The organism is Devosia sp. Leaf64, from assembly GCF_001421945.1.
Taxonomy (GTDB): domain Bacteria; phylum Pseudomonadota; class Alphaproteobacteria; order Rhizobiales; family Devosiaceae; genus Devosia.
The window spans coordinates 223,683-243,847 of sequence record NZ_LMLO01000002.1; the positions used below are offsets into that span (position 1 = coordinate 223,683).

Sequence of the window (20,165 nt, forward strand, 5' to 3'; positions counted from 1 at the left end):
AGGGCGAGCTTACCTTCGCTCTCGCTGGCGACGGAGTCCATGAACCGGCACGCTGGCCGATCAGCGGATGCGCGGCCAGCTCGCATCCACCCAACTCATGGGCTCCCCTCCTCATTGCGGCAGCGTGCGGAAGACAGCCCAATCTTTTGCCGGGTCGATCTTGTGCATCGTTGCAGCACCAGACAACACCGAAAGATGCTTGCACACAAGTGCAATTCCATCTCTTTCGACTGTGCTCAATATTTTGCTTGGGTAACGCTTTGATGACAGTGAAAGCCTGCGCACGTGTGCAAGGCGTTTCTGTCTGTGCAGTGCACTTTTTAGAGTGCTGAGGCTCTTATACTTTTTCGCCAGATCGGGACGGGCTGAAAAATGCGGCGGCCGGGGATAACCGGCACTGGTGCAGCCAGAAGGTCGACCACGTGATCGCCCATTTCGGCAAAGGGCTGAGCGAAGGTGGTGAGCTTATACGATTCCCAGGCGCCCTCTTCGATATCGTCGAACCCGACAAGGCAAAGCTGATCGGGGAGGGTGAGGCCGAACTCGTGGCGGGCCGCATCCATGAAGCCGAGCGCGAGCAGATCGGTGACGCAGAAGACGCCATCGGGACCGTCGGAGCGGCCAAAAAGGCGGCGCGCGCTTTCATAGCCCGAGGCATAGGTGGTGGGGCCGGCAGCCATGACGGTGACCGAGAGGCCCGCAGCTTCGGCGACGGAGACGAAGACGCGTTCGCGCTCGATCAGGCTTGCGGTATGGGCGGTAGAAGTGACGAGGGCAAGGCGCGTGCAGCCGGCGCGGCGGAGGAGGAAGAAAGCCTCGCGACCCGCCATTTCATTGTCGACACCGAGATTGTGGCAACCGGTCAGCGGATCGTCGCGATTGATGAGGACGACCTGCTGGCCATTGGTGAGGCTTGTTTCAATGAGCTTTGCCGATGGAGTGCCGGAGAGAAAGACGGTGGCATCGGCGCGATAATTGAGGGTCTGCCGCATGGCCGAGGCGACGCTTTGCTCGTCGGTGCCGGTATTGATGACCATGGTGACTTTGCCGGCGGCCTGCAGCTTTCGTGTCAGGACGTCGATCAGCCGTGCGCGGATGGGCGTCGTCATGTCGGCGACGACGAGGCAGACGATATTGCTGCGCTCGCGCAGGCCCCGGGCGAGGTGATTGACGTGGTAGCCGAGCTCACCGGCCGCCTCGAGAACCTTGCGGCGGGTTTCCTCGGAAACGCTGGCGCCATCGGTAAAGGTGCGGGAAACGGCGGAGCGGGAAACGCCGGCGCGCTCGGCGACGGTGCGCGCGCTGACGAAGGGGCGGCGTTCCTCAGTCATGATCGCGGGCCTCGAGTGTCGGGCCCGCGATGTTGCTTTCATTCCACGCCCCGTCAAGAGGCGATGGTGATCAGTACTTGATCACCGAGCGGATCGACTTGCCTTCATGCATGAGATCGAAGGCGTGGTTGATCTCATCAAGGCCCATCGTGTGGGTGACGAAGGGTTTGAGGTCGATCTTGCCGCTCATGGCGTCTTCGACCATGCCGGGGAGCTGGCTGCGGCCCTTGACGCCACCGAAGGCGGTGCCCATCCACTTGCGGCCGGTGACGAGCTGGAAGGGGCGGGTGGAGATTTCCTGGCCGGCGCCGGCAACGCCGATAATGATCGACTGACCCCAGCCACGATGAGCGGATTCGAGGGCGGCGCGCATGACGTTGACATTGCCGATGCACTCGAAGGAGTGGTCGACACCCCAGCCGGTCATTTCGACGATGACCTGCTGGATCGGTTTGTCGTGATCCTTGGGGTTGATGCAGTCCGTGGCGCCGAATTCGCGGGCGAGATCAAATTTGCCCGGATTGGTGTCGATGGCAAAGATGCGGCTGGCCTTGGCCTGGCGGGCGCCCTGGATGACGGCAAGGCCGATGCCGCCGAGGCCGAAGACGGCGACGGTGTCGCCTTCCTGCACCTTGGCCGTGTTGTGAACAGCGCCGATGCCGGTGGTGACACCGCAGCCGAGAAGGCAGACGTGCTCGTGGTTCGCCTCAGGATTGATCTTGGCGAGAGAGACTTCGGCGACGACCGTATATTCGGAGAAAGTCGAGCAGCCCATATAGTGGTAGAGCGGCTCGCCATTATAGGAAAAGCGCGTGGTGCCATCGGGCATGACGCCCTTGCCTTGGGTGGCGCGGACCGACGTGCAGAGATTGGTCTTGCCCGACTTGCAGAAGAGGCATTCGCCGCATTCGGCGGTGTAGAGCGGGATGACGTGGTCGCCGGGCTTGACCGAGGTGACGCCTTCGCCGACTTCGATAACGACGCCCGCGCCTTCATGGCCTAGAACGACGGGAAAGAGCCCTTCCGGATCATCGCCTGAGAGTGTGAAAGCGTCCGTGTGGCAGACGCCGGTATCGGTGATTTTGATCAGCACCTCGCCGTTCTTGGGCGGAGCGACGTCGATCTCGACGATTTCAAGCGGCTTTCCTGGCGCAAAGGCGACGGCGGCGCGGGATTTCATGGCTGGCTTCCTCAAGTCGGTCTTGATCGTGAGGTACAAGCCCATGCTCCGGGGTGCAAGTCACCCCGAGAGTGGCTTCATCTGCGGCAAGTCGGCGCATCGAAAGCGGGCAAAGCCAGCAAAACAGCTGATCAAAACACCGAGAGTCCTGAGATTTTGAGGAATTTCATCGGTTTAGTGGAACCAAATCAATTTTTGTTCATTTTTTGATCGCCTGCCTTTCGCCCCAATCGACCCTTAGCGAGGCGCTGTTCACGCATTTTTAACGCGTGGAACAAGGCCGCCAGAAGGCGGAAACGAGAGCCGTTTGGGTATGCGTGATTCGCATGCCCGCCATGCAACAACTTTCCCACCTTGGCGGCGTTGCCGGAAATTGATGGAAAGCAAAGAACAACAAGCGTCACAAATGCTCACCGCTCATTCCCATCGCTTTTCCCGCCGCGCTTTTCTGACCAGCGCCGCGGCGACACTTGCCCTGCTTTCCACGACGTCGCTCACCGGCGCGGCGATGGCGCTCGAACCCGTTTCGGGCCAGTTCGACTTCGACAGTTTTTCCGCGCGCATGCGCGATCTAGCCGGCCAGCCCTATCAGAGCCCCGAGCTGATCGATTCCGAGGCCTATACCGGCCTCAACTATGACGGCTACCGCCGGGTGCAGTTCAACACCAAGAAGGCGCGCTGGCTCGGCGATGATCATGGTTTCCAGATCCAGGCTTTCCCGCCCGGCTGGCTCTTCAAGGAAAAGGTCTCGGTCTACGAGATCACCGACGGGGATTCCCATCCCTTCGCCTTCAACTCGGACGATTTCATCTATCATTTCGATGACAAGGCCGAGCGCGAGAAGATGGAGACCGCCGAGTTTCCAGGGATCGCCGGCTTTCGCATCAACTATCCGCTCAACCGTCCGGATGTGGCCGACGAACTCGTCGCGTTTCTGGGCGCGAGCTATTTCCGCGCGCTTGGCCGCGGCAATATCTACGGCTCGAGCGCGCGTGGCCTACTGATCAATTCCTGGCGCGATGGACCGGAAGAATTCCCGCGCTTCAGCGAATTCTATATCGAGCGCCCAAGCGAGAAAGGCCCGCTGACGGTCTATGCCGCGCTTGAAAGCCAGAGCGTCACCGGCGCCTATCGGTTCGTCATTCATCCCGCCGGCGAAAGCCAGCAGGAAACCATCATGGACGTGACGGCGCGGCTCTATTTCCGCACCGATATCGCCGAGATGGGCATTGCCCCGCTCACCTCGATGTTCCTCTTTGCCGAAACCAACCGGCATGAATTCGACGATTTCCGGCCCCAGGTGCATGATTGTTCCGGTCTCGTCATCGAGCCCGAAGCTGGCCTGCCGCAATGGCGCCAGCTCAACAACAACGAGCAGCTCGGCAATTCCTACTTCTGGGACGCCAATATCCGCGCTTTTGGGCTTTACCAGCGCAATCGCGAATTCGAATCCTACCAGGATGCCGGCGCCCATTATGAACGCCGCCCCTCGATGCGTGTCGAGCCGACAGGCAATTGGGGGCAGGGCCAGGTTCGTCTCATTGAAATTCCGGCCAAGTCGGAAACCGATGACAATATTGGCGCGTTCTGGATTCCCAACGAGCCCCCGAAGGCAGGCGAAGCCCGTGAATATGGCTATCGGCTAATCTGGGGTGATCTGATGCCGCGCGACGATGATGCTCTTGCCCATGTGGTCGAGACGCGCATCGGGCAGGGCGGTGTCTCCGGTGTCGAAAACGCCGCAAGCCTTAGAAAATTCGTCATCGATTTCGATGGCGGCAGGCTCGCCGAACTTTCGCCCGATACGGTCTTTGAAGTCGAGGCGACAGCATCGGCCGGCGAGATCGTGGGATCGACCTTTTCTCAGATCGAAGCCAATGGCCTCTGGCGGTTGGTGCTCGATGTCGAGACCGAGGGGCAGAGCCTAATTGAATTGCGAGCCAGCATCGGATCGGGCGGAGAACCGCTGACCGAAGCCTGGCTTTACCAATGGCGTGGAGTACCCGCATGAAGCATCAGAATTTCCAGCCCCTAGATGGCTTGCCGAATGCACCCTTGTCCATGCCAAAGCAGGCGCTTGAGCGTCCTGCCGCATTTGGATCGTTTTGGCGTGCTTTCCTGTTCGTATGGCAGCGTGGCTAGGACAGTGAACGTATGAGCAATCGGCACACGATGGGGCAGGCTGAGTGGCTAAGGCTACTTACGCTGAGCTTTGCCGCGGCCGTAAGCTTGACCGCCGGCACGGTCTTTCTCGACCTGATCGGAGGCAACCGTCCGGTTTTGCTCGATTGGGTGAGGACAACCCTTCTGGTCCTCACCGGCTTTTGGCTGGTTTGGGGCGGCACGATCGGCCTACTTGGCGCGCTGTCGCCGGCGCCGAAACCGCGGCGCGATGTCGGCCGGCCCGAGGGCAAGACGGCCGTGCTGATCCCGGTCTACAACGAAGATCCGGTCGAAACCTTTGCGCGCATCGCGGCGATGAACCGCCAGATCGTGGCGCGCGGCTTTGGCCCACAGTTTCACTTCGTCATTCTTTCCGATTCGACCTCGCTTGAGGTGGCAGCGGAAGAAGCGAGCGAATTCGAGCGCCTGATCGTCGAGCCCGAGGCCGCTGGCCGCATCTTTTATCGCCGCCGCGACCGCAATGTCGGGCGCAAGGCCGGCAATATCGAAGATTTCGTCGCCCGCTCGGGTGGCGCCTATGACTATGCCATCATCCTCGATGCCGACAGCCTGATGGAAGCCGACACCATGGTGGCCATGGTGCGGCGCATGGATACCGATCCGGAAATGGGCCTTCTACAGACCGTGCCCGTCGTGATCGCGGCGCGCACGGTCTTTGGCCGCATGATGGCGTATTCCTCGGCCTATTTTTCCCGCTATTTCGCGCGTGGCTCCGCCATGCTGCAGGGCGAACATGGTCCCTATTGGGGGCACAATGCCATCGTGCGCGTGCGAGCCTTCGCGTCCTGCTGCGGCCTGCCCGTGCTTTCCGGCAAGCCACCTTATGGCGGCCATATCCTTAGCCACGACTATGTCGAGGCAGCCCTGCTTGCCCGTGGTGGCTGGAAGGTCGAGGTAGATCCTGAGCTCGGCGGCTCCTATGAGCAGGGCCCGGAAAACCTCATCGAATATGCCAAGCGCGATCGCCGCTGGTGCCAGGGCAACCTGCAGCATCGTCGGCTGATTGCGGCACCAGGCCTCAAATTCTGGAGCCGGTTCACCTTCGTCCAGGGCATCATGGCCTATTTGGCCTCGCCACTCTGGCTGCTGCTGCTGATCGCCAGCATTGCGGCCAGCATCTTGCCCGATAGTGGCGGTGACCGCTGGGGCGCGACGCCGTGGCTCATCGGTATCGGTGTTCTGACCACGCTGCTCCTGCCCAAATTCGCCATTGCCCTGCGCGGCGCCATTGACGGCACCAATGCGCGGTTTGGCGGCTGGGCCATCATTCCTTCGGTTTTAAGCGAGATTGTCATTTCGACCGTCATCGCTCCGGTGCTGCTCGCTTTCCAGAGCCGCGCCGTTTTCCAAATTCTGTTCGGGTTCGACGGTGGCTGGCCGGCGACCGAACGGGATGCCAAGGCTGTGTCGATGAAAACAGCCTTTGCTGCCAGTTGGTGGATCGTCGTGACCGCGTTGGCAACGCTCGTCTTCATGGCGCTCTTCGCTCTGGCCTATCTGCCCTGGCTTCTGCCCGTGGCAGCCCCGGCGCTCGCCGCGCCGCTCGTCATCTGGGCGAGCTCGCGCGGTGGCGATGCGCCGGTCAGTTCCTGGCTCTTCAGCGTGCCCAGCGAGCGGGCACCAAGCGCGATTATCCGCGAAGCGGACTTGATTCTTGCCGGCTGGCGTGCGACCGCCCCGGTAAAGACATCGGGTCTTGCCGAAGTGGGTATCCATGCTCCAGCCTAGGCCTTCCTTCTGGGGGGCAATTCCATTCATGCGATCGATCATGGCGGGGCCGGCTCCGTTGCCCCCCGGCGCGCGCGACGAACGGCTCGACATGTTCCGCGGCCTCGCGCTGGTGATGATCTTCATCAACCACGTGCCGGGCACGGTCTTCGAATATTTCACCAATCGCAATTTTGGCTTTTCCGACGCGGCTGAAGCCTTTGTCTTCATGTCGGGCGTCGCCGCGGGGCTGGCCTATTCGGGCTCTATCCTGAAGAAAGCGCCGCTTTGGCTCTCGGTCGCCCGGCCTTGGGCACGGGCGCGCCAGCTCTATTTCGTGCACCTGACGCTGACCTTTATCTTCCTCGGCACCTTTGCCGCAGCTGCACACTATTTCGGGCTCTTCGAACTACTCGAAACCAATAATCTCAAAGCCCTGGCGCGCGATCCCCTGCCGACGCTGATCGGCATTCCGCTGCTGACGCACCAGTTCGGCTATCTCAACATCCTGCCGCTCTATCTGACGCTGCTGCTGTTCACGCCGTTCCTCATCATGACGGCGCTGAAAAAGCCCTATTGGGTGCTCGCCGGGTCGGTCTTGGTCTGGGCCATTGCCGGACAGTTCCGGCTCAATTTCCCGAACTATCCCAATTCTGGCGGCTGGTTCTTCAATCCGCTTTCCTGGCAATTGATCTTCGTCATCGGCCTTCTTGCCGGCATCGGCATGAAGACCTCGCGACGGTTCTTCCCGGTCAATCCTTTGGCGTTTTTGCTGGCGCTGGGTTTTCTGATCCTCACCATTTTCTGGATGAAGGTGAAGCCGGTTGGCGCCATGGGCAATGGCTTCCTGACCTTCCTCTGGAAGTCGGGCTTTCCGTTCTACATCCATTCCTTCGACAAGACCTTCCTGTCGCTGCCGCGGCTGCTGCATGCGCTGTGTCTGTTCTATGTGCTCGCCTCGATCCCGGCCATGCAGACCATTGCGGCCTCGCGCTGGGTCTCGCCGCTCCGGGTCATGGGGCGACAGGGGCTCGCGGTATTCTCGACCGGCACTGCGCTGAGCCTCTTTTTCCAGGCCGTGAAGGCCGGGACGCCGGCGAGCACGCTGACTGACGCGCTTATCCTGATTGTGGGCCTCGGCATTCAGGTGGGCCTGGCTTACGCCCTGACCGACACCGTCAAGATGCGGGCAGGCGAAGCACGGACTAAGGCCGTGCCAACGGGGCCGGTGGCGCCCTAGTCACTCCGCCAATGCGGCTGGGGTTCGGCAAGCGTCTGCAAGTCGGTGATAGGCGCGCCGTCGATGCGGCGGAGGAGGAGACGGGTCAATTCGCCGCCGGCGCCAAAAATGTCCTCGCGAATGCTGTCCATCTGCGGAAAGAGCGTCGGCAGAATGCCGGAGGTTTGCTTGTAAATCAGGCTCACTTCCCGCCCAAGCACGACCCCGCCCTCGGTGAGCCCGCCCACGAGCGCGATGGTGCGCATTTCGCTGTCTGAAATGATGCCATCCGGCCGGTCGGGCGCGGCGGCCAGTTTCAAGCCGACTTGGCGCATCTCCGCGGGAGGCAGTTTGGCCGTCCCTTCCAGTACGCGCGCCTCGACGCCGGCGCGGGCGGCGTTTTTCCGAAAACTCGTGACGATGTTTTGGTAGTTGGTCGTGCTGTCATCGCCAATGACCAGCATGATGTCCTTGCGTCCGAGGTCTACGAGGCGCCTGACGGCAAGCGCCGCAAATTCCTCGGACTTGAAATCGTGATAGGCGTGCGGCGTGTAAAACTCGGTGCGCCCATGGCTGACGAAGGGGAAGTCGGCATCGATCATCATCTGCACGCGCGGATCGCGCGGGCCAGTATGGGTGATAATGACACCATCAGCGGTGCGGTTGGAGAGGATGTAGCCGATCGTATCGGTGGTGGGGTGCTGCTCGAATTCGGGGATGACCGTCAGGTGATAGCGCGTGCCGCGAATGGCGTGGCCAATGCCCTGGATCATCGAGCGGGCGAAATCGATGGAGTCTTCGGCGCCATCGAGAACCAGCGCGATGACATTGGTCTTGCCGGTGCGCAGGCGCACCCCGGCACGGTCCGGCACATAGCCGAGCGCGCGCGCGGCCTCGTTGACCTTGTCGCGGGTCTCTTGCTTGAGCGTCGTGCCGCCGCGCAAGGAGAGCGAGACGGTCGAGAGGCTCAGCCCCGTCATTTCGGCAATGGTTTTCAGCGTCACGCGCTGATTGCCGCTACTGGCTTTGGTCACTGTCGTCTTGGCTGTTCATGAATTATCTGGACCGCGAGTCTACACATGGCCGCACGGCCAATCCAATGCGAATTTTTTGTAACGTTCTATACGCCGCACGGTTAGATGGAAACGATACAGCTCGGATCGAAGCGCTGATATCATTAGATAAAAAACCGGATAGGTCAGCAGGGATGACAAATGGCACGAGGCCATTGCAACGTTGCAGAGGTTGTGATTACCTCGGGCCGTGCTGGATATGGAGGTCCGGTGCAAAGCCGCGGTGCAAAGCGCGGCCAAAGAGCAGAGGAGGAGTTAATGCTCAAAACCGGTTTCCTGTCGACCGTTGCCGCCCTAACGCTGATGGCCGCGTCGACGCTGCCTGCACGGGCTGAAATATCATTCATGTATGCCGATTGGATCGCCGCCTTGGTCGAGCCCGGCATTGCCAATTTCGAAAAAGAGACCGGTGAAAAGGTCAACGCCATCAAGCTGCCGGGCCAGGGCTATGATCAGCGCATCGCGCTCGATCTCAGCGCCGGCACTGCCGCCGATGTCGCCTTGATGGATTCGTTCATGGTGTCCGAACTGGCGTCCGCCGGTTATCTCGAGCCGCTTGGCGAACACCTCAAGGGCTGGGACCAGTCCCAATATTATCTGCCGGGCCTCCTGGAAGTCGCTTCCTATCAGGGCGAAGTCTACGCGCTGCCGACCGATACCGACGTGCGCATGCTCTGGTACGATCTGTCCAATTTCGAAAAGGCCGGCATTCCGACCCCATGGGAGCCCAAGAACTGGCAGGACATTCTTGATGCCGCGCAAAAGCTCAAGGATGCGGGCGTCCAGTATCCGTTCCAGCTTCCGGCCGGCACCAAGCAGGGCGAAGCGTCGACCATGCAGGGCGTCTATATGGCCCTCCTCGGTGCCGACGTGCCCGAGGGCGATCGCAATCGCCTCCTCAACCGCGAAACCAATCAGTGGATTGGCGACAGCCCGGCCCTGCGCCGCACGTTCGAGCTCTATTCCAAGGTCTATTCCGAAGATCAGCTCAATCCGGCTGATCTGAACTACGCCACCGATATCGGCGCAGCCGTTCGCGCGGCTCTCGCTGCCGATCAGCTCGGTATCCTCGCTTCGGGTTCATGGGAAGATGCATGCCTTTGGGACTGCAACAACCCGCCCACCCGCGAAGTCCGCGATGCGGAAGTGGCATGGACGCCATGGCCGGGTTCGGGTGAGCCGGGCACCAAGGCGACGACCAATATTTCGGGCGGCTGGACCATTGGCGTCAACGCCAAGGCTTCGGACAAGGAACTGGCTTTCAAGCTGATCACCTCGATCTTCGACGAAGCCAATTTCAAGGCCTGGACCCTTGAAACGCACCGCATGGCTGTCCGTACCGACATCTCGGATTCGCCCGAATATATGGCTGATCCGTTCCTTGCCAAGGCAACGGCGCTTGCGGCCGATACGACCGGCCGCGACACGGTTCCGGGCTATCAGACGGTATCGGCCCTGATCCAGCAGGCGACTTCGGATCTGCTCGATGGTGTGTCGGTCGATGAGGTGATCGAGACCTATCACAACGCTCTCGTCGACGAGTTCGGCGAAGAGAACGTCATCACCTACGAATAAAGAATCCTCCCGACGCGGCGGCGCCCACTAGTCCTCCGGGTGCCGCCGCGACGGGAGTTTTATTCTCGATTGTCGCCCTCTTGGGGCTGACGCGGGATGCGTGGCCGATCTTCTGCCAGTGAGAAAAAATCCATGAAAAATCAGGTCAATCCTTGGCTCACCGGCAATCTCTATGTGCTTGTCATCGGCATGTTGCCAGCCATCGTCCTGATTGGTGCGCTGCTCTATTTCACCGCCTGGGCCTTTGCCTTTTCGTTCACCGATCTCGCACTGGTCGGGCGGAAGAGCGTTGAGTGGAGCTGGGTGGGGCTCGAGAATTTCGAGCGGCTGTTTACGCGCCGCGGTTTTCTTGAATCGCTCTGGACCACGGTTATCTTCGTGTTCTTCTCGGCCATTGTCGGCCAGTCGGTGCTGGGTTTCCTGCTAGCGGCGACGCTGCGCGGCACGCAATCGACGCTGCGCACGGTGGTCGAAGTCTGCATCATGCTCGGCTGGCTCTTGCCCGATATCGTCGCGGCATTCCTTTGGTCGGCAACGACGAGCCAGACCGGCCTCATCAACCAATTGATCGTCGTGCCGCTTGGCTTTCCGCCGATCAACTTCATCAACAATTACGCCCTGCCGGTCGTGACGATCGCCAATATCTGGAAGGGTACGGCCTGGTCCTATCTGCTGTTTTCCGCAGCCCTCGACTCGGTCAGCCGTGAGGTGGTCGAGGCGGCCAAGGTCGATGGCGCGACGCCGCTCCAACGCATCTGGCTCGTGCAATTGCCGATCATCCGGCCGCATATCGCGACCAATATGCTCTTCATCACCATCTGGACCTTCACCTATTTCCCGCTGATCTTCGCAATGACCGGCGGAGGGCCGGGGCGGCAGACGGAAACGCTCGCCGTGTTCCTCTATAATCAGAGCTTTTCGCGCGGCAATCTGGGCTTTGGCTCGGCGATTTCGGTCGCCATGCTGCTGATCGTCGGCTTCTTGTCGCTCTTTTATCTCCGTCTTCTGCGGGAGCCAAAATAATGGACAATACCGGCCCCTCGCGCCTGACCGCCATTGCGCTCACCTTTATGGCGGTGATCTGGGTCAGCCCCTTTTCCTGGCTGATCCTCAACGCCTTCAATCCGCTCTCGACCGGCCAGCTTGAAATTCCGAGGGCATTTGGCTTTGACAATTTTGGGCTCGCTGTCAGCGGCAATGCCGGGCGGCAATTTCTCAATTCCTTCATAATCGCGGCGGGCACGGCGACGCTTTCGGTCGTGGTGGGCATTTCGGCGGCCTATCCGCTGTCGCGCCTGCGCATTCCGGGGCGCAACGCTTTCCTCTGGACGCTGGTGCTCTTGCGCATGTTGCCATCGGCCGGCGTGCTCGTGCCGCTCTATTTTGCGGCGCAGCGCTCGGGCCTCCTCAATCAGCTCGGCGTCATCATCGCGCTGACCATTCTCAATCTGCCTTTCACGCTGCTGCTCTTGAAAAACTTCTTCGACACGGTGCCGATCGAGCTTGAGGAAGCCGCTTATGTGGAAGGCGCAACGCTTCTTCAGATTGTCACGAAAATCGTGTTGCCCATGTCGCGCGCGGGCATTGCGGTGGTCTGGTTCTTCAGCTTCACGGGAGCCTGGAACGAGTTCCTGCTGCCGCTAATCTTTGCGCGCGTGCAGGATGCCTTCCCGATGTCGGTGGGGCTTTACGCAGCGTTCGGCCAGCAGGGCGCCATCAACTATGGCTTCCTCACGGCCTTTTCCATTCTCTATGCGGCGCCTGCCATCGCCGTCTATTTCTTGTTGCGGCGGAACATGAACACAGGGTTCGCCGGTGTCGGAGTCAAAGGATGACCTATTCCAATCCCCAATCCACCAAGCTCGGTCTTCTCGATGACGACCTCAAGATGGAAGGAAAGCTCCTCCGCCTCTGCAAGGACCTTGAAACAAAGATCCGCACGCCGCTCGCCAATGTGCCATTCCAGTGGCACGTGCAGCGCGCCGACGGGTTTACGGCAGCCGAGGCACTGAAGGCGGATTGGCGGACTTGGGAAAAGTTCGGCAGCCACTCTGTCTGGGCCAAGCATCAGGAACACACTTGGTTCGCCGCTGAAATTACCGTGCCGGCAGAAGCGAAGGGCAAGGTGTTTGTCGCCCATTTCACCAGCCAATGGCAGGACCGGCCTGGTTCGACCGACCCGCAATGTCTCGCCTATCTCGACGGCAAGATCGCGCAGGCGCTGGACGGCAATCACACTGAACTCGTCATTGAGCGCAATGCCAAGCCGGGCAACAAGCACGTCATTCTGGTCAATGCCTTTACGTTCTTTGACCGGCCGCTTGTTGGGTTCGAAGTGGATTTCTTGGTGCGCAATGAGCGCGCGGAAAAACTCTATTATGACCTGCAGACCCCGCTCGATGTGGCGGTGCGCCTCTATCAGAACGATCCGCGGCGGCAGGCGATTCTCAATATTGTCGACCGTGCCCTGCGCGCGCTTGATCGGCGCGATGGGCATACGCCCGAGTTCGAAGCGACCCTGCCGGCGGCCGAAAAGATTGCCAAGGAAATCTACGATCTGGTCGATACCGAGGTGCAGCCGCAGATCACGGCGGTGGGCTCGACCCATCTCGACGTCGGTTGGCTCTGGCGCGTGATGCATACGCGCGACAAGACCGGGCGCAGCTTTGCCACGGTGCTCAACCTGATGGAGGAGTATCCGCAGTTCGTCTTCATGTACAACCAGTCGGTGCTCTTCGATTTCCTGAAGAAGGACTATCCCGAAATCTGGGAGCGCATGCTCAAGAAGGTCAAATCCGGGCAGTTCGAGATCGAAGGCGCCATGTGGGTGGAGCCGGACGTTAATATCGCCTCGGGGGAGTCGCTGGTCCGCCAGATCATGCGCGGGCGTCGCTTCCATATCGAAAACTTCAAGGTGACGCCCAAGACCGTCTGGCTGCCGGATACGTTTGGCTATTCGGCCAACCTGCCGCAGATCATGGAGAAATCCGGGCTCGAATATTTCGTGACCTCGAAGCTCTCTTGGAACGACACGGATCGGCATCCCTATGACACGTTCTTCTGGCGCGGCATCGATGGGACGGTGACCAAGGCCCAGCTCATCACCGCGCAAAGGTATGACAGCGAACAGATTTTCACGACCTATAATGGTGATCTCTCGGTCTCTGAGACCATGGGCGCATGGAAGCGCTATGAGCCCAAGGCGGCTTATGATCAGGTCGTCATGTCCTATGGCTATGGCGATGGCGGAGGGGGACCGACGCGCGCCATGATCGAGCGTGGCACGCGGCTCGAGCGTGGCATTCCCGGCGCGCCCAAGGTCAAGCTTGAGGGCATCGTGCCATTCCTTGATCGCCTGGGCACGGCGATGAATGCGAACCCCGGCAAATTCCCGACCTGGAATGGCGAGCTTTATCTGCAGTATCACCGCGGCACGCTGACCTCGGTCGCCAAGAACAAGGCCAATAACCGCAATGCCGAGCGCCGTTTGCGCGAGCTCGAATTTGTCGGCATCATGGCGCTGACCCAGGCGGGCCATGCCTATCCCACTGAAACGCTTGCCGAATTCTGGGAGCTGGTACTGATCAACCAGTTCCACGACATCCTGCCGGGCACATCTATTCCGGAAGTTTATGTGGATAGCGATGGCGAATATCACCAGATTTTCTCGACGCTCTCCTCGCAAAACGGGCCATGGCATGCGGCGGCCCAGGCCTTTGCCAAGCCCGGCAAGGATCAGCTTCGCGTGCTCAATTTCACGAGCCAGAACCGCGCGGAACTGGTGAGCCTCGGCCAGGTTGCCGATGGCAATACGCTGGCGACGGCGAATGGCTCGGCACCGATCCAGGCCATTACCCGCGCCGATGGCAGCACGGAATCCGTGGCGCCGGTGCGTAATATTGCGGCGCTCGGCTGGACGGCGGCACAGGTCGTGGCGGGACCACTGGTCATGACCTCCAGTGTCTCGGTCTCCGAAAAGCATCTCGAAAACGAGCTGATCCGCGTCGACTTCGACAAGGCGGGCGAGATCACAGGGATCTTCGACAAGAAGCGGCAGCGCGATGTGCTGGCGCCGGGCAAGACGGCCAATCGTCTGATTGCCTACGAAGACAAGCCCATGGAATGGGACGCCTGGGATATCGACCGCTATTTCGAAGAACAGTTCTGGCCGCTGGCCGATAGCCCGACGAAGATTTCGGTCGTCGAAACCGGGCCGCACCGCGCGGCGATCCGTGTCGAACGAAAATACCAAAAGTCATTGATTGTGCAGGTGATTTCGATTTCCGCCGGTGCGCGTCAGGTCGAGTTCGACACCTTCATCGATTGGCAGGAGCGGCAGCAGGTCATCAAGGCGCAGTTCCCGTTCGATCTCAACATTTCCGAAATCCGCTCGGAAATCCAATTCGGCCATGTGAAGCGCCCGACCCATCGCAATACCACCTGGGACCGCGCGCGGTTTGAGGCCTCGATGCATCGTTGGGTCGATATTTCCGAATCCGACTTTGGCGCCGCGCTGATCAATGACAGCAAATATGCCTATGATTGCCACGAGCAATCGGTTCGGCTGACTTTGGTGCGGGGTTCGACCTTCCCGGCACCCGACGCTGACCTCGGCGAACATCGCATCCGATATGCGCTCTTTATCCATGAAGGCGTGGCGGATCTGGCCCAGGTGCATCGCGCGGCCGAACGCTTCAACAACCCCCTCGCCGTGATCGGCAATCTGACGCCTTCGGCGGCGAAGGCTGGTGAACTCGCCCAGTTTAGCTTCGCTCAGGTGGACGTGGATAACGTTACCATCGAGACGGTGAAAAAGGCCGAGAAATCCGACGCCGTGGTGCTGCGCGTCTTCGAGCACGCCAATATCCGGGCCGAGGCGACCATCTCCTTCGGGGTCAAGGTCAAGAGCGTGCGCACCGTCAACCTAATGGAAGAGGGGCCGAGCAAGCCTTTGGCAATCAAGGACAATAGCGTCACCTTGAAGCTGCGCCCCTTCGAAATCACAACGCTTCTCCTGGAAGTCTGAGGAGGTTTTCATGGCCGATGTCACGCTTCGCCAAGTCCGGAAATCCTATGGGAACCTCGAGGTCGTCCATGGGGTCGATCTCGAGATCAAAAGCGGGGAATTCGTTGTCTTCGTCGGGCCCTCGGGCTGCGGAAAATCAACACTTCTGCGCATGATCGCCGGGCTCGAACCGATTACGGGCGGCGAGATTTCAATCGAGGGCCGGGTGGTCAACGACGTGCCCTCGCCCCAGCGCGGCATCGCCATGGTGTTCCAGTCTTATGCGCTTTATCCGCATATGACGGTCTATGAGAACATGGCCTTTGGCCTCAAGCTCAAGAAGACGCCGAAAGAAGAGGTGGATCAACGGGTTAGGGAAGCTGCGCGGATTTTGCAGATCGAAGCCTATCTCGATCGCATGCCCAAGGCGCTTTCTGGCGGGCAGCGGCAGCGCGTCGCCATTGGGCGTGCGATCGTGCGCAATCCAAAGGTGTTTTTGTTCGACGAGCCGCTGTCCAATCTCGACGCTTCGCTGCGGGCGCAAACCCGGGTCGAGATTGCAAAACTGCACGATACGCTTGATGCGACAATGATTTACGTGACCCATGACCAGGTCGAGGCGATGACCCTCGCGGACCGGATCGTGGTGCTCAATGCAGGTAATATCGAGCAGGTCGGTTCGCCGCTCGATCTCTACCGCAACCCGGTCAACACCTTCGTTGCGGGGTTTATCGCCAGCCAGCGCATGAACTTTATCTCCGTGACGCCAGAGGGCAATCAACTGCGCCTGCCGGGTAACATTCCGTTAACATTGAGCGGCGTCGATCTCTCAAAGGTTAAAACCATCGGGGCACGGCCCGAGCATCTGACTTTGGCGAGCCCGGAAAGCGCGCATCTGAGCGGGACGCTCGCCGTGATCGAACAGTTCGGCGAATATGCGCTGGCCTATGTCGAACTGCCGGACGGGGAAATGGTGACGGTCAAACTCGACGGCGCGCCGGACCTCGAATTGCACCAGCCGATGCATATCGCACTGCCGCCCGGCGAGGTGCATTTGTTTGATGGAGAGGGACGGGCGATCCGCGCCTAGCCGTAGCGCTCGGTGCGGATGATATCGGCGGGAATGCCGGCCTCGACCGCGCGGTCGGCGGCGACGTTGACGAAGGCATTGCTGCCGCAGATGAAGACGTGCTTTGGCGCGGCGCCGAGCGTTTTGATCGTGTCTGTGATGATCGGGCCGTCGATGCGGCGAGCGTAGTCGCTTGGGCGACTGGGCGTTTCGCGGGTGAGGGCGAGGCGCAGGGTGAAGTTTTCCCACTCAGCTTCGATGGCGAGGAGGTCGTCGAGGAAGGGTGCTTCGGCGGCGGTGCGAGCCGAGAAGAGAAGCACCACGCGGGCGTCGGATTTTTCGGCAAAGCCGTGGCGGATCATGGCCAGCAGGGGCACGACGCCGGAGCCGCCGCCGATGAGCAGGAGCGGGCCGCCATTGGTGGGGCTCCAGACGAAGTGGCCGCCGAGTGGGCCGCGCAGTTCGATCTCGTCGCCCACCTCGGCGACATCGTGGAAGAATGGCGAGACTTCGCCATCATCGAGCCGGTCGATGGCGAGTTCGATTTCGGGACCGGTATTGGGCGCCGAGGCGATGGAGTAGCTGCGCTGGGCGACATAGCCATCGGGCGCGGTGAGGCGCAGATCGACATGCTGGCCAGCGCGATGGGCAAAAGGCTCGGGCGGCAGGAAAAAGAAGCTCGAGAGCGTCTTTGTGCGCGGGACGACGCGCGTTATCCTGGCTTCTTGCCAGCGGATCTCGCGAGTGATCGTATCAATCATCGGTATAGCGCTGCTCTTTCCAGGGATCGCCATAGATATGGTAGCCGCGCAATTCCCAGAAGCCGGCTTCGTCGCGCTCGGTGAATTGGATTCCGTTGACCCACTTGGCCGACTTCCAGAAATAAAGATGCGGCACGAGAAGGCGGGCGGGGCCGCCATGGTCGCGCTCTAGCGGCTTGCCGCCATATTTCAGGGCCACCATCGCCTTGCCGGTGAGGAGATCGGCGGCGGGGATATTGGTCGAATAGCCATCATAGGAATGGGCGAGCAGAAACTTGGTCGGCGGCTCGATAAAGGCGTCGGCGAGGAGATCGTCGATGAGAACGCCTTCCCAGGTGGTGTCGAGCAGCGACCAGGTGGTGACGCAGTGGATATCCCTCACCATCTTCGTCATGGGGAGCGCGTTGAACTCGGCCCAGGTCCAGGTTTTGACCGGGCGCGGGCCGACTTTTAGGGTGAACTTCCAGCTTTCGGTCGCGATTTGGGGCGTCGGGCCGGCGGTGAGCACGGGAAAATAATCGACGAGATGCTGGCCCGGCGGGACGCGATCCTTTTGCTCGGGTTCGCGGGGGCGTCCGGTAAAGCCGCGTGTCGCCATGGTCGTTTCCTCCGGCGTGAAGCTGGAGCTCAGTAGAAACCAGCGCGGCGTTTCAGGCAATCCGCGCTGGCGGGGAGACGGGTTACTTCTTTTTCATGGCAGCGCTGAGAAGCGCGCCGAAAGCGCCCTGGTCGCTGGCCTTGGGCGCGGGGGCGGGGCGCTGCTGGGACGGCCGGCTGTTGGCTGGCCGCTGTTGCTGCGGACGATCCTCGCGGGCCGAGGCGCCGCCATCGCGGCGCATGGTGAGGCCGATACGTTTGCGGGGGACGTCGACTTCGACGACGGTGACTTTCACCACATCGCCGGCTTTGACGACCTCGTGCGGGTCCTTGACGAATTTATCGGCGAGTTGGGAGACGTGGACGAGGCCATCCTGATGGACGCCGATATCGACGAAGGCGCCGAAGGCGGCGACATTGGTGACGGTGCCCTCGAGCTGCATGCCGGGTTTTAAGTGTTTGATGTCATCGACACCTTCGGCAAAGGTCGCGGTCTTGAAGGCTGGGCGGGGATCGCGGCCGGGCTTTTCGAGTTCGCCAATAATGTCGCGGACGGTAGGGAGACCAAAGCGCTCGTCGACGAAGACGCGCGGGTCCAAGGCCTTGAGCGCTGAGGGATCGCTCATCAGGGCGCGGACATCGCGGCCGCAGGCGGCGACGATTTTGCGGGCAACGCCATAGGCTTCGGGGTGGACTGAGGAAGCATCGAGCGGCTCCGTGCCATCGGTGATGCGCAGGAACCCGGCGGCTTGCTCGAAGGTGCGCTGGCCCAAGCGGGCGACGGCGAGCAGTTCTTTGCGCGTCTTGAACGGTCCGTTTGCGTCGCGATGGTTGACAATGGCTTCGGCGATCGAGCCGCTGAGACCGGAGACGCGGGAGAGGAGCGGGGCCGAGGCGGTGTTGAGATCGACGCCGACGGCGTTCACCGCATCTTCGACGACGCCATCGAGCGATTTGGCGAGGCGATATTGATCGACGTCGTGCTGATATTGACCGACGCCAATGCTCTTGGGCTCGATCTTGACCAGTTCGGCCAGCGGGTCCTGAAGGCGGCGGGCGATGGAAACGGCGCCGCGGAGCGAGACGTCGAGGCCGGGAAATTCGGCAGCGGCGAGGGCGGAGGCGGAGTAGACCGAGGCGCCGGCTTCGGAGACGATGACCTTCATCGGCTTGGGCGCGGGCATGCTTGCGAGCATGTCGGCGACGAGCTTTTCGGTTTCGCGTGAGCCCGTGCCATTGCCGATGGCGATGAGTTCGACATTGTGGGCGCGGATGAGTTTGGCGAGCTCGACCTGAGTGCCCGAAACATCGTTGCGCGGCGGGAAGGGATAGACGGTCGAAGTGGCGAGGACCTTGCCGGTGCCATCGACGACGGCGACTTTGACGCCGGTGCGGATGCCGGGATCGAGACCCATTGTGGCGCGAGAGCCGGCGGGGGCGGCGAGCAGCAGGTCTTTGAGATTCCGGGCGAAGACGTGAATGGCTTCTTCGTCGGCGCGTTCGCGCAGATCACGCATCAGATCGAGCGAGAGATGCACATAGAGCTTGGTGCGCCACGCCCAGCCGGCGACTTCAAGGAGCCATTTGTCGCCGGGAAGGGAGCCGCCAACCTGATAAGCGGAGGCGACCATGCGGACGGCGGGTTTGACGACGGACGTGTCGTCGGCATCGACTTCGATATCGACGGAGAGCACTTCCTCATTGCGGCCGCGCAGCATGGCGAGGGCACGGTGGCTGGGGGCCGTGGCCCAGCGTTCTGTGTGGTCAAAATAGTCGGAGAATTTTGCGCCGGCTTCTTCCTTTCCCTTGATGACCTTGGCGCGGATGGTGGCGCGGTCCTTCATATAGGTGCGGAGGCGGCCGACGAGATCGGCGTTTTCGGCCATCTGTTCGACAATGATGTCGCGGGCGCCATCGAGCGCGGCTTTTACGTCGGGAACATCGTCGGTGAGATATTTTTGGGCGAGATCGGCAGGGACGAGGCGGCGATCGCCGAGGATGGCTTCGGCAAGGGGGCCGAGACCCCGCTCGCGGGCAATTTCTGCCTTGGTGCGTCGCTTGGGCTTGAAGGGAAGATAGATGTCTTCGAGCTCAGCCTTGGTGGGCGCGGCGGCGAGGGCCTGGGCGATCGCGGGCGTGAGCTTGCCCTGCTCGGTGATCGATTTGAGGATCACGTCGCGGCGGGTATCGAGTTCGCGCAGATAACCGAGGCGTTCTTCAAGCGTGCGGAGCTGGGTATCGTCGAGCCCGCCGGTCACTTCCTTGCGGTAGCGCGCGATGAAGGGGACGGTCGCGCCGCCATCGAGCAATTCGATAGCGGCCTTGGCCTGATCGGGCTTGGCGCCGATTTCCTGAGCGATGCGGGTGGCAAGGTTTTGGGAGGGGAGCGCCATGGGTCAGCCAAGTTGAGTCGAACTGGCGCGACCATAATGGGGAATTTGGCGAAAACACATGCGGCGGGTGC

The 20,165-nt window shown here is 61.0% G+C and carries 15 protein-coding genes; 8 read left to right on the plus strand and 7 right to left on the minus strand.

The genetic code is table 11. The features are described from left to right. Positions 1-320: 320 nt before the first annotated feature. The 3 genes from ASE94_RS01150 to ASE94_RS21095 all read right to left on the minus strand — a co-directional run bounded on the left by ASE94_RS01150 (position 321) and on the right by ASE94_RS21095 (position 2,915). Positions 321-1,331, minus strand: a complete 1,011-nt coding sequence (locus ASE94_RS01150) for a substrate-binding domain-containing protein (RefSeq protein ID WP_062628856.1) — start codon at positions 1,329-1,331, stop codon at positions 321-323. 70 nt (positions 1,332-1,401) lie between these two features. Continuing rightward, positions 1,402-2,511 carry an S-(hydroxymethyl)glutathione dehydrogenase/class III alcohol dehydrogenase gene (locus ASE94_RS01155; protein WP_062628970.1) on the minus strand — a complete coding sequence of 370 codons (1,110 nt, stop codon included), beginning with the start codon at positions 2,509-2,511 and terminating at the stop codon, positions 1,402-1,404. A gap of 188 nt (positions 2,512-2,699) precedes the next feature. Next, positions 2,700-2,915 carry a hypothetical protein gene (locus ASE94_RS21095; protein WP_162236016.1) on the minus strand — a complete coding sequence of 72 codons (216 nt, stop codon included), beginning with the start codon at positions 2,913-2,915 and terminating at the stop codon, positions 2,700-2,702. A gap of 2 nt (positions 2,916-2,917) precedes the next feature. On the opposite strand from ASE94_RS21095, the gene ASE94_RS01160 reads away from it, so the two are divergent. From ASE94_RS01160 to ASE94_RS01170, 3 genes are all read left to right on the plus strand, one after another. Next, complete coding sequence (locus ASE94_RS01160; RefSeq protein WP_062628857.1) at positions 2,918-4,522, plus strand: glucan biosynthesis protein G; 1,605 nt, start codon at positions 2,918-2,920, stop codon at positions 4,520-4,522. Positions 4,523-4,665: 143 nt separating this feature from the next. Next, complete coding sequence (gene mdoH / locus ASE94_RS01165) at positions 4,666-6,423, plus strand: glucans biosynthesis glucosyltransferase MdoH (protein ID WP_200913554.1); 1,758 nt, start codon at positions 4,666-4,668, stop codon at positions 6,421-6,423. A gap of 28 nt (positions 6,424-6,451) precedes the next feature. Continuing rightward, entirely contained in the window at positions 6,452-7,642 is a 1,191-nt protein-coding gene (locus tag ASE94_RS01170; RefSeq protein WP_200913556.1) for an OpgC domain-containing protein, read from the plus strand. Here ASE94_RS01170 and ASE94_RS01175 read toward each other — a convergent pair. After that, a complete protein-coding gene (locus ASE94_RS01175; protein WP_062628858.1) occupies positions 7,639-8,655 on the minus strand; it encodes a LacI family transcriptional regulator in 1,017 nt (338 codons plus the stop codon). The two genes, ASE94_RS01170 and ASE94_RS01175, sit on opposite strands and share 4 nt — an antisense overlap. 297 nt (positions 8,656-8,952) lie before the next feature. Between ASE94_RS01175 and ASE94_RS01180 the strand changes: the two genes are divergently transcribed. The 5 genes from ASE94_RS01180 (at position 8,953) to ugpC (ending at position 16,364) form a co-directional block, all read left to right on the plus strand. Next, on the plus strand, positions 8,953-10,269 hold the full coding sequence (locus tag ASE94_RS01180) for an extracellular solute-binding protein (protein ID WP_061911654.1): 1,317 nt from the start codon (positions 8,953-8,955) through the stop codon (positions 10,267-10,269). Positions 10,270-10,401: 132 nt separating this feature from the next. After that, a complete protein-coding gene (locus ASE94_RS01185) occupies positions 10,402-11,292 on the plus strand; it encodes a sugar ABC transporter permease (RefSeq protein WP_061911655.1) in 891 nt (296 codons plus the stop codon). Next, positions 11,292-12,104: a carbohydrate ABC transporter permease gene (locus ASE94_RS01190; protein ID WP_061911656.1), complete on the plus strand. Its 813-nt coding sequence runs from the start codon at positions 11,292-11,294 to the stop codon at positions 12,102-12,104. Before ASE94_RS01185 ends, ASE94_RS01190 begins: the two co-directional genes overlap by 1 nt. Beyond that, a complete protein-coding gene (locus tag ASE94_RS01195) occupies positions 12,101-15,295 on the plus strand; it encodes a glycoside hydrolase family 38 C-terminal domain-containing protein (RefSeq protein ID WP_062628859.1) in 3,195 nt (1,064 codons plus the stop codon). Before ASE94_RS01190 ends, ASE94_RS01195 begins: the two co-directional genes overlap by 4 nt. Positions 15,296-15,305: 10 nt before the next feature. Further along, positions 15,306-16,364 (plus strand): sn-glycerol-3-phosphate ABC transporter ATP-binding protein UgpC, encoded by a 1,059-nt coding sequence (ugpC, locus tag ASE94_RS01200; RefSeq protein ID WP_062628860.1) that lies wholly within the window; start codon positions 15,306-15,308, stop codon positions 16,362-16,364. Here the strand turns inward: ugpC and ASE94_RS01205 are convergent. The 3 genes from ASE94_RS01205 to ASE94_RS01215 form a co-directional block, all read right to left on the minus strand. After that, positions 16,361-17,104, minus strand: coding sequence for an FAD-binding oxidoreductase (locus ASE94_RS01205; RefSeq protein ID WP_062628861.1), 744 nt, complete (start codon positions 17,102-17,104; stop codon positions 16,361-16,363). The genes ugpC and ASE94_RS01205 overlap by 4 nt on opposite strands. Continuing rightward, positions 17,097-17,702, minus strand: coding sequence for a sulfite oxidase-like oxidoreductase (locus ASE94_RS01210; RefSeq protein WP_062628862.1), 606 nt, complete (start codon positions 17,700-17,702; stop codon positions 17,097-17,099). Before ASE94_RS01210 ends, ASE94_RS01205 begins: the two co-directional genes overlap by 8 nt. Before the next feature lie 82 nt (positions 17,703-17,784). After that, positions 17,785-20,094 (minus strand): Tex family protein, encoded by a 2,310-nt coding sequence (locus tag ASE94_RS01215; protein ID WP_062628863.1) that lies wholly within the window; start codon positions 20,092-20,094, stop codon positions 17,785-17,787. Between the last annotated feature and the right edge of the window lie 71 nt (positions 20,095-20,165).

Excerpts from the sequence above, each read along its gene's own strand:
- ASE94_RS01185 (WP_061911655.1), top strand. The coding sequence starts at position 10,402 with ATGAAAAATCAGGTCAATCCTTGGCTCACCGGCAATCTCTATGTGCTT.
- ASE94_RS01205 (WP_062628861.1), bottom strand. The coding sequence starts at position 17,104 with ATGATTGATACGATCACTCGCGAGATCCGCTGGCAAGAAGCCAGGATA.
- ASE94_RS01170 (WP_200913556.1), top strand. The coding sequence starts at position 6,452 with ATGCGATCGATCATGGCGGGGCCGGCTCCGTTGCCCCCCGGCGCGCGC.
- ASE94_RS01195 (WP_062628859.1), top strand. The coding sequence starts at position 12,101 with ATGACCTATTCCAATCCCCAATCCACCAAGCTCGGTCTTCTCGATGAC.
- ASE94_RS01190 (WP_061911656.1), top strand. The coding sequence starts at position 11,292 with ATGGACAATACCGGCCCCTCGCGCCTGACCGCCATTGCGCTCACCTTT.
- mdoH (WP_200913554.1), top strand. The coding sequence starts at position 4,666 with ATGAGCAATCGGCACACGATGGGGCAGGCTGAGTGGCTAAGGCTACTT.
- ASE94_RS01215 (WP_062628863.1), bottom strand. The coding sequence starts at position 20,094 with ATGGCGCTCCCCTCCCAAAACCTTGCCACCCGCATCGCTCAGGAAATC.
- ASE94_RS01150 (WP_062628856.1), bottom strand. The coding sequence starts at position 1,331 with ATGACTGAGGAACGCCGCCCCTTCGTCAGCGCGCGCACCGTCGCCGAG.
- ASE94_RS01160 (WP_062628857.1), top strand. The coding sequence starts at position 2,918 with ATGCTCACCGCTCATTCCCATCGCTTTTCCCGCCGCGCTTTTCTGACC.
- ugpC (WP_062628860.1), top strand. The coding sequence starts at position 15,306 with ATGGCCGATGTCACGCTTCGCCAAGTCCGGAAATCCTATGGGAACCTC.
- ASE94_RS01155 (WP_062628970.1), bottom strand. The coding sequence starts at position 2,511 with ATGAAATCCCGCGCCGCCGTCGCCTTTGCGCCAGGAAAGCCGCTTGAA.
- ASE94_RS01180 (WP_061911654.1), top strand. The coding sequence starts at position 8,953 with ATGCTCAAAACCGGTTTCCTGTCGACCGTTGCCGCCCTAACGCTGATG.
- ASE94_RS01210 (WP_062628862.1), bottom strand. The coding sequence starts at position 17,702 with ATGGCGACACGCGGCTTTACCGGACGCCCCCGCGAACCCGAGCAAAAG.